The following is an 11,907-nucleotide window of genomic DNA, read 5'->3' on the forward strand; positions in this document are numbered from 1 at the left end:
GGGAAGGGCTGGGGCCTGAGGTGCTGGCTCTGACTTAGTGCGGTTCACTATCCAGGGCCGCTTGGGTATCATCAATCCAGCTTTGCAGCGCCTGAGTGTTGGGGTGGTTGAGGCCGAGCTGGGCCAGGTAAATGGGATGAGCTTGGAGGAGTAGGGCTTGGGCTTCGCAATAGCGGCCTTGGTTATAGCGTAGGGCTCCTAAACTGAACAAACTGGTGGCGACATCGGGATGGGCCTCGCCCAAGAGCTGCTTATACATTGCTAAGGCCTCCAGGTAGAGGGGTTCGGCCTCCCCGTAGCGCCCTTGGGAAGAGTAGAGCGTGGCCAGGTTATTGAGGCTTTGGGCGACCTCGGGATGGGCCTCGCTCAAGAGCTGTTTCCGCATCGCCAAGGTCTCCAGGTAGAGGGGTTCGGCCTCCCCGTAGCGCCCTTGGGAGGCGTAGAGCACGGCCAAGTTATTGAGGCTGTTGGCAACATTGGGATGGACCTCGCCCAAGAGCTGCTTATACATCGCTAAGGCCTCCAGGTAGAGGGGTTCGGCCTCCCCATAGCGCCCCTGGGATTTGTAGAGCACGGCCAGGTTATTGAGGCTGGTGGCGACCTCGGGATGGGTCTCGCCCCAGATCTGCTTCCGCATCGCCAAGGCCTCCAGGTAGAGAGGTTCGGCCTCCCCGTAGCCCCCCTGGGAGTCGTAGAGCACGGCCAGGTTATTGAGGCTGGTGGCGACCTCGGGATGGGCCTCGCCCAAGAGCTGCTTATACATCGCCAAGGCCTCCAGGTAGAGGGGTTCGGCCTCCCCGTAGCGCCCCTGGGATTTGTAGAGCATGGCCAGGTTATTGAGGTTTTGGGCGACATCAGGATGGGCCTCGCTCAAGAGCTGTTTCCGCATCGCCAAGGCCTCCAGGTAGAGGGGTTCGGCGTCCCCGTAACGCCCCTGAGAGGCATAGAGCATGGCCAGGTTATTGAGGCTGGTGGCGACCTCGGGATGGGTCTCGCCCCAGATCTGCTTCCGCATCGCTAAGGCCTTTAGGTAGAGGGGTTCGGCGTCCCCGTAACGCCCCTGAGAGGCGTAGAGCACGGCCAGGTTATTGAGGCTGGTGGCGACAGCGGGATGGGCCTCGCTCAAGAGCTGTTTACTCATCGCCAAGGCCTCCAGGTAGAGAGGTTCGACCTCCCTGTAGCGCCCTTGGGAAGAGTAGAGCGCAGCCAGGTTGTTGAGGCTGATGGCGACATCGGGATGGGTCTCGCCCCAGATCTGCTTCCGCATCGCTAAGGTCTCCAAGTAGAGGGGTTCGGCGTCCCCGTAGCGCCCTTGGGAGGCGTAGTAATAGCCGGTGCGGTTGAGAAGTAATGCGGCTGTTTCTGAAGCTAACCCGTAAACCGAGATCAGGTTGGTGGTGGCTTGGGCATGAACGATCAATCGATCGCATTGCACCCAGTTCTCAAACTGGGCCTTAGGAAACACTGTCGTTACGGCCTCTACCACCTGCTCTGCCCACTGCCGCTGGCTGTATTCATCCATGGCCGATCTCAGCACCTCCTGCACCAGGCGATGGATCGTCAGGGTTTTGGCCTGGGGGTTACGGCTGATGAGTGAGAATCGGGTAGCTTCGCCAATGGCTTTGGATAGCGCCAGTTTGCTCTCAGCGAGGGTACTCAGGGGTGCTTCAAAGGCAGCAATCCCCTCCCTAAAAATTTCCTCGGGAATGGCATCGGGGGCGAGGAAGGCGCAGGCCCGCACCAGCTCGGCAGCAGTGGCACTGGCAGCGGCGACTTTCTCAAAGGCCAGGGTAAAGGTGACAGTAACACTGGGGTGGTCGGAGTTAAGTTGGCCCCGTTCCTTGAGCAATTCAGCTTTTTCGGTGCGAAACAGATCCAGGTATTCCTCCAGGCTCAGCACCAGCTCTTCGATGTAGGCACCGGCCTGGTCGAGAGCCAGGGGGAGGCCATCCATTTCAGTATTGAGGGCATGGGCTAAGGCCTGGTCATGGTCTGAGGCGGTGGCCAGGTCGGCATCATCGACGATTGCCTTAGCCCGGCGCAGCAGCAGTAGGGCTCCTTCATCGGCATCCATGCGGGTGACCTCGACCTTATGGGCCAAGTCGCCTAGAGCCTGGGCGCGGGTGGTAAGTAGGATATGGCCGTTGGTAGCCGGTAGGTAGGTCCGCATCTGGCGCAGGTCATCGGCGTTGTCGAGCACCAGCAGCCAGCGATCATGGGTGGCCAGCCATTGTTTCATCAGGGCGACGATCGCCTGTTGATCCTCCTGCTGGTGGCCAGGGAGTTGTAGCGCCTTCGCCAAAGCCACATAGCCGGTGATCAGCTCAGTTTCCTGTTCAGCTCTGACCCAAAACACATGCTCATACTCAGCCTGATGGCGGTAGGCATATTCCAGAGCGGTTTGGGTTTTACCAATGCCCCCTAGACCAGAGAGGGCGGCTCGGCCTCGGCTGGTCAGGGCGGTGTGGATGGCCTGTAGTTGGTCTTCTCTACCCGTGAAAAAGGGGTTGCGGGGAAAGGGTAGGTTGAAGACTGGGGCCGGTGGCCGGTTAGCGGCTTTAGGGTCGATGACCAGGGTATAGGTAGCCTCTACCCGATCGAGGCCACAGCCAATGCTTTCGGCCCAGGCCAACAGAGCACTGACGCGATCGCTTTGGGCCGCCGGGAACGGCGGCACGTTGCCAGAGGGTGGCTTAAGGCTAAAGAGTACCTGCTCAAACTGAGGCGGCGGTAGGCTCACTAGCCTTTGCCATAAAGCCAGTCGTTGAGCCGTGTTATCGGTCATCGGTCTTTCCCCTGGCTAATGTAATCTCACCCTTTTCCATTTCATGTCACGCCATCGGAAAATGCTTGGCAAACTTGATCTGAGTGAGCCGAATGGCTTCGTCATGGGACTGCTCAATATCATCGAGGTCGAGGAGGCCCACCATTTTCTCGCAGTAGGCGATCGCCTCTAGTCCCACCGATTCGGGCACATAGTTGCGGGCAATGCGGGCATCCCCATGCACTGGGTTGGCCCAGGTTTCCTTCATGGTGGCCGCGTCCATGCCGAAGAGGCCCCGGTAGACGTAGTTTGTCCAGTAGCCGTAGCGGCCCCGTGGATCTTTCTCCTGTACCTCCCAGCCCCATTCAGCGCGGGCGGGCTTGCCTGTCTCCCGCGACATGATCCAGTTCTGCACGCGCTGGTCATCCTCTCGCGTGTAGACGCGCTTGAGGATCGTGTACGCCTGGGCGTAGATGCCCTCGGCGGCGAACCAGGCTAGAAACTCAATCAATCCATCGCGGGAAGGCTTCCGCAGCTTGCCGGGGTTCTTGGCCCAGTCGAGGGCCAGCGCCGCCCAGTCAGAGGCTTCTAGTACCAGGTATTCGTTCCCGTCTTCCGCGTCGATTTGCATCACCCTGAAAGTACTGCCAGATGGGAGTTCTAGGTACTTCTCCCCCTCGATTTGCATCACCCTCCTGGTCAAGGTGCTTTGGGGGATACCAATCTGTCGATCCATCCCGCGAAAACCCATGCCAATAGAGGGTTTATCCGGCCCCAGTCCGTTGGGGTCAATGATGATGGCCTTTATCTCCTGGCTCTTGTAGCGCAGGGGGATCATTTGACCGGCGCGAAATTCAGGCATAGCGACACTCTTGAGGAAAAAACTATTGGTTAGAGGGTGAGGGATCCTGATTGTTCACATCAGCAGGCTCTCCAGCATCGAGAGAATCAAGCACACGCAGATGATAGAGCAGTAGCAACCGCTCATCCTCAGTCAGCTCAGACCAGCGTTTGCCCTCAAACTGGTCAGCAATGAACTGGCGAATCACCTCCCCAGACCACCCCAGACTCCTGATCTCGTGCTGAATCTGCTCATGCAGGCCTGGGTCGTAGGCTACAGGCTCTGCCTCCTGTGGAAAAGCAGACTCATCCCCCCGCACCCCCCTTTCCGGAGAAAAAGATTTTAAATCCGCCCCCAAATCACCGGCGCAAAGCGCCTCACCCTTCATATATCTCTCCGAGGGGTGTAATTCCTTGATTTCTAATGGTTCTGGCGTTTTGGGTAAGGCTTCAGAACTAGCCTCTGAAGAGGCTAGAAGGCTTGCTAGCTGGGCTATTACACCCTCTTGGTGGGCGGGGTGCCAGAGGCTGAGGTGCTTGTAGAGGGTCTGCTGGCTGACTTTGGCCGCTTGAGCGATCGCCTTGGCTCGGGCCGTGATCTGCTCGGGCAGATCTCCGGCTTGCTCTAGCTCGGTATAGGCGGCACAGATGCGGTGCTGGGCGTCTTCGGCCTGCTGCTGGTTGAAGGGCACCAGGTTGTTTTTGGGCTGGCTGGTATCGCGGCTGGGGGTGGTGCCCAGGGGCCAGTAGTAGCCTTCGACAGCTCTGGCCCAGGCGGTGACTTTACGCACGATGTCGTGCTGGTGGCGGCAGTACTGCTCGTAGCCGGGGCAGGTGAGGGCAATGCGTAGGGTGTAGTCGATCAGGGCTTGGCCCTGGGTGCCCTCGAAGACGTGGCCGTAGCAGGCGATGGTTTTGAGTAGGTGGTTGGTCTGGCCGTAGTCTGTCCAGCCCTCGGTGATGATGGTATCGAGGTCGTGTCGCCAGCTCTCGACGGGGTGGCTGCGGCGCTTGGGTCGCTTGCGGTGGTTGTCACGGCCAATTTTCATCGCATGGCGCAGGGCCTCCATGTCTTGGTGGCCAGCTGCGCCATCCCAGAGCCAGAAAAACCGGGCCAGGCTGCTACCGATGGGGTTGAGGGCATCGTCGAGCAGGCAGGAGCCGCTGCCCGGCTGGAGGGGCAGCCGGTGGCCCATGTATTCGATGAAGGTCTGAACGCCGTAGGCTTTGACGTTAGGGAAGATTTCGAGCTGCCCCGCCTGGAGCCGAAACCCCTGGCTCTGGAGGCATTCTTTGAGGGTGACGGCCAGGTTAAAGGTGTTGACCAGTTCGGCAAAGGGGAGGTAGAGGTGCAGGCCACCGCTCCAGCTGGAGCGAATCAGCAGGGTGCGGGTGATGCCAATGGTCTCTAGGGCGGCTCGGATCTGGGCGACGCCTTCGGCGGTGCAGTAGTCACCGCCAGCGTCGAGGTCGAGCAGGGCGTAGCGGGTGTCGTGGGTGAAGCGGACGCCGATCAGCTGGTTGGCGTCTTGCCACTGGTTCCACAGCACGCGGGGCCGCAGTGGGTAGGTGTTGACGGTTGTCCAGGCGGCTTTGGTGGTGGCGTCATCCGGCAGGTCGGCACGAATGAAGCTCCAAGGGTAGTGGCCAAAGATTTCACACAGCCGCTGGCCGGTGGGGTCAGCGGGAAGGGGTTCGGAACGGGGAGTCTTACGCGACTCCTCGCCCCATCCTATAGATGCGGTCATGGGGGGCCTCTCTCTCCTAAAAAAGAGCAATGAGTATTGCCCCGAGAGAGATCCGGTGTTACCATAGCCACACAAGTAATCAGCGCGTGACTCGGGAACTGGTCCTCTCGGGTTTTCGCTTTTTAAAGAGCCGGTGGCATTCGCTGCCGGTTCTTTTTGCGTATTAAGGGTCTGGTCAGGACGCTTAACACTGATTCACGCGATCGCTAAGTGGTCAGCCCAGCGGGGCGTCAATCATTGCCGGATCATAGTACAGGTGTCTACACCGGGCAAGCCGACTCTAGATATTTGATTTCATAGGGGTTTTGGGGTTGGTATCGGCCTCCTAACGTGCAACAAAAGACTGTGGTTACCGCTCGCTCGGCGGTAGTTGCCAGGGCTCTAGACCAGCGTCGCGGAGCTGCTGTTCCAGTCGGGCCACCTGTTCACGCAGTTCGTCAGGTTCTGCGTAGGCCTCGCCCAATGCGGATAAATCGGCCTGGAGCCGTTGGGCAAGCAAAGCCTCGCGATCGCTCTCGCTACGCTCCACACCAAAGGCATTATCAAACCGGCGTTCTAGAGTTTCAGCCATAAGGGCGTAGCAAAGTGCGATCGCCTGCTGATTGCCCTTGGATGCCTCCCACAGCCAGTACGCACTGACGACATCGAGCGGCAGGGCATTAAAGCGGGTTTGGCCACGCTCTTGCTCTGGCGAATCCACTTCAATAGTGTCGGGCGTATAACCCTCACCTCGCAAGGCTTTGATGCCCCTAGAGTCTAAAAACCGTCGGGCGTTAATTTCAGGCTTACCAATACATTCAGCCGCCTGGGTTTGGCTCATTCGATAAGAGCCGTCGGGCATTTGAAACCCAGCGATCGATAGTGAGCCGATCGCAACCGTGGAGCGTTTGGCTTTGTCGCCAGTGGTACTCACTTGTTGTTGTCCTCCAGACTAGCAATCCATAGAGCGATTGCAGCTTCTAATGCTTCACTCTGATTTTTCTCCGCCCTGGTGAACGCAACCTTGAAATCAAGCGCCAATTTCTTAGGCACATATCCAGAGACCTGAGTGAAGCCAGGATCCGCTCTACGGCTTGCCGCCATTTCTTGTTCATCCATTCTCAATTCACCCAATAGTGCCACAGGTTTTCATGCTCGACTCTTTTACATGAAATCATAGTGGCATACATTCATGAATTCATGCTAACACTGTAACTATCCGTGGAACGTGGCTGGAACAACCGGGTTCCACTGAACCGCCCAAAGCATTGATTTGCCAAAGTTTCGAGCTGTAACAAGAGGTGTAACGACGTGGAACGTCAACCACTATCGATTCGCAAGTTTGCTGAGGTCTGTGGGGTGTCCCACACCGAAATCGGACGCAAGATGACTACTCTGGGTATCTCAGGAACGCCTCAGGGCAAGGGCTTGCCCACATTGCTGAGTCCGGCTGAACAGGACAGAATCGCTCAAACCCTGTTTATCCCTGCCGAACCACCCGCCCCGCCTGCGCAGCACGTTGATGTATTGGGCAATGGTTTATCGGTTTACACGCCCCCGCCGCTGGCAACTCGGGGCGTCAACAGCGAGCTCAGCCGCCATCTGCAACAGCAGCAGCTTACCCAGGCGCTGGGAGCCTTTAAGGGCAATCAGGCCAGTTTTAGGAACGCCCTGCTAGGCATGGCCGCTGAGTCGGGTCGCCAGCTAGGCCACGAGATGGCCGTTACCGAGATGAACTCCGCCTTGTCTACCCACGCGCAACTGCAACAAACCGTGGGAAAGGAGTTGGGCGTCGTTGCAGATACGCCCGATACCGCTGCTGCTGGTTAGGGGTTTTAACCCTGATAACCGCCGTTTTCATCCTGTTAACGCCGTAACTCTGGTCATAACGCCATGGAAGCTAAATTCACTCCCCCTGCCGTCCCCCTCGAATACCGTCGCGAGGTCGTTGGCGGTGCATCGCCCATCCAAAACATCTACCTAACCCCCGTTCCCTGGTGGCAAAACCGCCGTTACTGGGCTGCTGGTGGCATCGCGGTGGCTGCCCTCTCCGGCATTGCCTTTGCGTTTGCTCAGTCTGGCCGAACGGGCGACGAGGGCACCTATCAAAGTGAACTGCCTGCCCCTAACTATGAGAACGTGCTGGCGGCGGCTCAAGACCGGCTCTCGGGCAATTACGAAGACAGCCGTTTGGTGTTGGCCGATGTCGGTCGGTCGGTGCTCAACAATGAGGCCTACCGTTACCGCCAGCAGGCGGAACAGGACGTCCTGAAGCCCACTGACCCCTGCTACCAACAGCAGATCATTTGCCCGCTCAACCGTTACCAGCGCGATGCCCAGGTGATGTTGGATACGGCTAAGGGCGATCGCGATTGGCGACAGGCGAATGCGGCGCTTTTCCGAGTCGAGGCCGTGGAGGTGGCTCGGTCGATGGCGGCGCTGCCCCAAGATCCGCCGACCAACCTGGCGGTGGTGGCGATTGAGAACCTGGTTCAGTACCACGACCGGCAACACTCTTTGTCTGAAGAGGTGCAGGCCCATGAAGTTAGAGACTAACCATCTGCTCTATGGCTCCATGGGGGCGGCTGCTCTGGGGTTGTTCTGTGGCCTGCAACGGCCCGCCAGCAATCTCACTCCTGCTGACCTGGAAGCCTTCGCCAATGGGGCTCAGATTCGCTACGAGAAAACCTACCCCTATCTGCCTGCGGCGATTGCCTTTGGAGCTGTGGCCGTCGGCTGTGGGGTAGCTTGGGCCTTGGGGGGAGAGCAGCCCAAGGTGGCGATCGCAGGCCCCCAGTTCGTGCCAGAGCCACAGGGCTGGAATGGGCAGGTGCCTTTCGCTGGGGCGACTGAGTCATTTCGGGTGGGCAACCCTGCCGCTATCCTCGCTGCTCGTATGCGGCCTACCTTAATCTCGGCTAACCCTCGGGTTGGCAAGGGGTTGACGGTGGCTCACGCTTACCGGCAGGCCCAGGTGAAACAGGGCGCGGTGGTGTGGGTGATTCAGCCCAAGTACCACCCCAAGGAGCACGCTTATTGGGAGAAGGCTGACAACGTGCTGGGCTTCATGGCCGATTCTCTAGAGAGCAAGGAAGATATCGACGACATCTGTGAGCAGATGCAGAAGTTCATCTTTGCCTGGCGGCAGCTGCCCCAGCGGCCCAAGGTGCTGATCATCGACGAGCTGGCGATGATGAAGACGGCTTTCAAGGCTTGGTACGACGGGTTCCTGAAGTCGCAGCTCACGATGGAGTTGTCGTCGGGGGAGACGGACGACCGCGCCCTGTGGGCCATTACTCAGTCGTCGCTGGTGGGCGATATCGGAGTCAGCGGTGGCATGCGAGCCACGTTTGACCTGCTTACGATTCAGACTCCCAGCAGCCAGAGTCATCTGGAGAGTCTGAGGAAGTCCGATACCAGCATTCCACCGATTGAGGATGAGGTGATTTTTGAGCGCTCGTTCTCGCCCAAGCAGGCTGTTTTTTACCACTCAGAAATCAAGGAATGGCTGCCGATGGTGGCCTATGAGGTGCCCGAACTAAGTTCGGCCTCGATAACCGGTGGCATAACTCGCGGTAACCACGGCACAGCAACGGATACAGCCGAATCGGTTATTAGCCGAACCGAGTTTCAAAAGGCCTCCCAGGGGCCAGATCTGCCCCTGATCATCGCGGTAACCAACGCCTTGGCCCAGGGGATGTCCCGCTCCAAGGTGATCAAGGAGGTGCTGGGCTACCAGGGGCACAAGTACCAGGAGGGCTGTGACTTGTTTGACCGTATCAAATCCATCATTGAGGAAAATTCCTAATGGCTAGCTCCAAGAACAATCAACTCGCCAACAGCAACAATGGCCCTGAGATCATCGACGGGCAAATCATCGACATCACGCCTCAGCTCACCTCACCGGGTCGGGGCAGCGGCGTCCAGCTCGCACCACGCAATGCCATGCGCTCTAACGTGCAGGATGGTGGCTGGTTCGATGCCACCAGCGGCAAGCGCAAGCCGATCTTTGTCATCACGCCCACTACCGATCCCTGGAGCATTTTTCCGGTGATTCGCAGCGGCCTCAGCTGTTTGCGGAACCACCCACTACAGACGATGGGTGGAGCCTTCATTTCGGTGTGGGGCGGGCTGTTTGTGCTCTCGGCTGGGCTGAATGTCCTCCAGGGTTCGGCGGTTAAAGCGGGGGGCGATGTCTGGAACCCGGTGGTGGCAGGGACTAACTTCGGGGCGATGTTGGTGGTGCCGACGCAGAGCATTGCGGGCAGCGCCCACAAGGTCTTGACCGGGGAAGAGCGGGTGGGACAGCCGATTGAGACTCGACCCTACACTCGCGCTGTGAAGGTCGGGGAGTAGCAATGCTGTTCTGGCGAATCAGAACCCGGTACATGCTGGCCCTGGCGGCGTTGTTCGTCGGGGCCGCGTTTTTAGACCTGAAGCAGCCGGGCCGGGGGCAATTCTACAACCCGGTCTATGGGGTGAGGTCGTGGGTCAACACCCACCAACCTGCGGCGTGGCAGCTGGTGAATCGTCTGTCTGGCGAGGATGCCCGTCTGCAAGCCTGTGTGGCGGTGGCCCCTGACCCTATCGCTCTTGATGCCACCAAGGCCAAGCTGCGCAGAGCGTTGGTGGGGGAGTCAGAGGCGATTGCCCTGGAGTGGTTGGGGCAGCCTGCTTGCGCCCTGGGTAACGGGGTCTACCGCTGGGCCTTGGACAACGGCCTGGCCCTCGATGTGACGGTGTCGGAGGGGGAGGTGACCCACAGTGAACTCAACCGTTAAGGACATCAAGCCCCACTGGTCGCAGTTGCCCCCGACCTGGCGCTACGTGATTGGCACGGCGATGCAGGCGGGCGAGCTGGTGCTCAAGCTGGGCTGCGTGGGGGCGATCGCTACCTCAACCTGGGTGATGGTCGATCAGGAGACGAATGAAACCTGGGGGGCAAGGTTCAGGAAAGTCAGCGCCGTGGCTGAGGCCGTGGTTGGGTTCTACGACGATGACTTCAAAGCCTCTATTAGCAGGGGTGATGTGATTGCGGGCTACACGGTCAACTCGGGCTTTGGCCTACGGATGCACCCGATCCACAACGAGATGCGGATGCACTCGGGCATTGATTTGCCAACGCCTGAGGGGGTGTCGGTTCATGCCATTGGCTACGCCGGGGATCGGGTGTCGGTGCGCTGCTGGAGCGACCCGAAGGGGTATGGCACGGTGGCGGATATGACCAGTTCGGCGTTCCCTGAGATCACCTTTAGGGCAGCTCACTTGTCCCATTGCAAGGGAGGTGAGCATCGGGCCGGGGCGGTGGTGGCGAAGACGGGCAACACGGGTGGCAGCACGGGTGCTCACCTGCATTGGGAGCAGCTACAAGGCGGTGTGGCCCAGGCTCCGCAGAAGGGTTACTTGGTCTGGGCGCTGAATGGCCGCAAGCCCAATGAGCGACTGGGGGATACGATTGCGCTCTACCAGGCGATTGTCGCCAAGGAGTCGGGCGGTGACCCCAGGGCCGTCAACCCTGACACGGGAGCGCTGGGACTAGGGCAGGTGATGCCGCAGAATCTCAATTGCTCGTGGGACGGCAAGCCGAAGAGCAACTGCGGCTGGGATTACGATGTGCTGGGCCGCGATGTGTCGCCCCAGGAGTTTTTGCAGAACCCCGAGATGCAGCAGCAGATCGTGGGAGTCAAGCTGGAGAGTGCGCTACAGCGGCAAATTCAGGCGGGCCACGATATGAACACGGCGGTGAAGCGGGTGGCGGCGGAGTGGTACTCGGGCAATCCTGAGCTGGCCCACGATACTCGCCCCCAGGCGGGCTATGAGTCGATTAAGAGCTATGCCGACAGTGCGGCGGAGAAGTTTCACCGGCTAAGGCAGGAGAATCTGGAGAAGTAGGCCTAGCCTACATTGCAATCCGCCTAAGTTGGCCCAAATAAAAACCCCACGGCCAGCGGTACCGGGGGGGGTAGTTCTCAGGAAGCATCTACGATTCAGGACTCCTGCCCGCTGTCTACCTAGGGTGCCCTTGTCAATGGAGGCGGTAGCAAGGGTAAGCTGTTTAACGTAAATGGAATTTCACCTCTGCCCCTGGCGTTCACACCGTGTCCCCGAAGGGGAATCGCTGGGGGTCTTTTGTTAGTTTTTGCCGCCGCCGCCCCACCCTCACAACCCATCAAAGGGTCATTGGGCGGGTGGGGCAGTAGCAGAGGGCCTATTGCGAGCATCCGGCCTCCAAAAATCGCTAAAACGCTTGGTAGGTCGAGTTTAGGGGCATTTCACCCCGCCAGGGATGGCGTAGTGTCTGTACGTACGGTTCGGGAGCGTAGCCCTCTTAGGGCGTAGCCACCCTCACCGCTAGGGGCTGCTGCGCCGTTTGACGCTCGGTGTCGCCCCATGTCGCCCCATGCCGCCCCATGCCGCCCAGGGAGTCAGAGTCAGAGAGCCATGGCGGAGGAAAGCGGTAAATAGCGATGAGTGGCGGTAACTGGCGTCAAACCGACCCAAAACAAAACCCCCACAGGCCAGCGGTGCCTGTAGGGGCTAGACCAAGTTGTGTATCTACCGCACGCAGTCGGTAGC

The 11,907-nt window shown here is 59.3% G+C and carries 11 protein-coding genes; 6 read left to right on the top strand and 5 right to left on the bottom strand.

Annotated features, from left to right (window positions below; translation table 11 throughout):
- Positions 1-34 precede the first annotated feature (34 nt).
- The 5 genes from VB780_RS24840 to VB780_RS24860 all read right to left on the bottom strand — a co-directional run bounded on the left by VB780_RS24840 (position 35) and on the right by VB780_RS24860 (position 6,450).
- Positions 35-2,785, bottom strand: coding sequence for a tetratricopeptide repeat protein (locus VB780_RS24840; protein WP_323353875.1), 2,751 nt, complete (start codon positions 2,783-2,785; stop codon positions 35-37).
- A gap of 46 nt (positions 2,786-2,831) precedes the next feature.
- Positions 2,832-3,626, bottom strand: coding sequence for a hypothetical protein (locus tag VB780_RS24845; protein WP_323353876.1), 795 nt, complete (start codon positions 3,624-3,626; stop codon positions 2,832-2,834).
- Between the two features lie 22 nt (positions 3,627-3,648).
- Complete coding sequence (locus VB780_RS24850) at positions 3,649-5,352, bottom strand: hypothetical protein (protein ID WP_323353877.1); 1,704 nt, start codon at positions 5,350-5,352, stop codon at positions 3,649-3,651.
- A 349-nt stretch (positions 5,353-5,701) separates the two neighbouring features.
- Positions 5,702-6,265, bottom strand: a complete 564-nt coding sequence (locus VB780_RS24855) for a hypothetical protein (protein WP_323353878.1) — start codon at positions 6,263-6,265, stop codon at positions 5,702-5,704.
- Positions 6,262-6,450, bottom strand: a complete 189-nt coding sequence (locus VB780_RS24860; protein WP_323353879.1) for a hypothetical protein — start codon at positions 6,448-6,450, stop codon at positions 6,262-6,264. Before VB780_RS24860 ends, VB780_RS24855 begins: the two co-directional genes overlap by 4 nt.
- 192 nt (positions 6,451-6,642) lie before the next feature.
- On the opposite strand from VB780_RS24860, the gene VB780_RS24865 reads away from it, so the two are divergent.
- From VB780_RS24865 to VB780_RS24890, 6 genes are all read left to right on the top strand, one after another.
- Positions 6,643-7,161, top strand: a complete 519-nt coding sequence (locus tag VB780_RS24865) for a hypothetical protein (protein ID WP_323353880.1) — start codon at positions 6,643-6,645, stop codon at positions 7,159-7,161.
- A 63-nt stretch (positions 7,162-7,224) separates the two neighbouring features.
- Positions 7,225-7,887 (top strand): hypothetical protein, encoded by a 663-nt coding sequence (locus tag VB780_RS24870; protein WP_323353881.1) that lies wholly within the window; start codon positions 7,225-7,227, stop codon positions 7,885-7,887.
- Positions 7,871-9,139 carry a hypothetical protein gene (locus tag VB780_RS24875; protein WP_323353882.1) on the top strand — a complete coding sequence of 423 codons (1,269 nt, stop codon included), beginning with the start codon at positions 7,871-7,873 and terminating at the stop codon, positions 9,137-9,139. The genes VB780_RS24870 and VB780_RS24875 overlap by 17 nt, the downstream gene beginning before the upstream one ends.
- Positions 9,139-9,687, top strand: coding sequence for a hypothetical protein (locus VB780_RS24880; RefSeq protein WP_323353883.1), 549 nt, complete (start codon positions 9,139-9,141; stop codon positions 9,685-9,687). Before VB780_RS24875 ends, VB780_RS24880 begins: the two co-directional genes overlap by 1 nt.
- A gap of 2 nt (positions 9,688-9,689) precedes the next feature.
- Entirely contained in the window at positions 9,690-10,112 is a 423-nt protein-coding gene (locus VB780_RS24885; RefSeq protein WP_323353884.1) for a hypothetical protein, read from the top strand.
- A complete protein-coding gene (locus VB780_RS24890) occupies positions 10,096-11,223 on the top strand; it encodes a peptidoglycan DD-metalloendopeptidase family protein (RefSeq protein WP_323353885.1) in 1,128 nt (375 codons plus the stop codon). The genes VB780_RS24885 and VB780_RS24890 overlap by 17 nt, the downstream gene beginning before the upstream one ends.
- Positions 11,224-11,907 lie beyond the last annotated feature (684 nt).

The sequence above is a fragment of the Leptolyngbya sp. CCNP1308 genome (genome assembly GCF_034932455.1).
Classification (GTDB): domain Bacteria; phylum Cyanobacteriota; class Cyanobacteriia; order Phormidesmidales; family Phormidesmidaceae; genus Nodosilinea.

Bases quoted from the DNA above. Each gene is read 5' to 3' on its own strand.
- VB780_RS24875 (WP_323353882.1), top strand. From the start codon at position 7,871: ATGAAGTTAGAGACTAACCATCTGCTCTATGGCTCCATGGGGGCGGCT.
- VB780_RS24850 (WP_323353877.1), bottom strand. From the start codon at position 5,352: ATGACCGCATCTATAGGATGGGGCGAGGAGTCGCGTAAGACTCCCCGT.
- VB780_RS24845 (WP_323353876.1), bottom strand. From the start codon at position 3,626: ATGCCTGAATTTCGCGCCGGTCAAATGATCCCCCTGCGCTACAAGAGC.
- VB780_RS24880 (WP_323353883.1), top strand. From the start codon at position 9,139: ATGGCTAGCTCCAAGAACAATCAACTCGCCAACAGCAACAATGGCCCT.
- VB780_RS24870 (WP_323353881.1), top strand. From the start codon at position 7,225: ATGGAAGCTAAATTCACTCCCCCTGCCGTCCCCCTCGAATACCGTCGC.
- VB780_RS24885 (WP_323353884.1), top strand. From the start codon at position 9,690: ATGCTGTTCTGGCGAATCAGAACCCGGTACATGCTGGCCCTGGCGGCG.
- VB780_RS24840 (WP_323353875.1), bottom strand. From the start codon at position 2,785: ATGACCGATAACACGGCTCAACGACTGGCTTTATGGCAAAGGCTAGTG.
- VB780_RS24860 (WP_323353879.1), bottom strand. From the start codon at position 6,450: ATGGATGAACAAGAAATGGCGGCAAGCCGTAGAGCGGATCCTGGCTTC.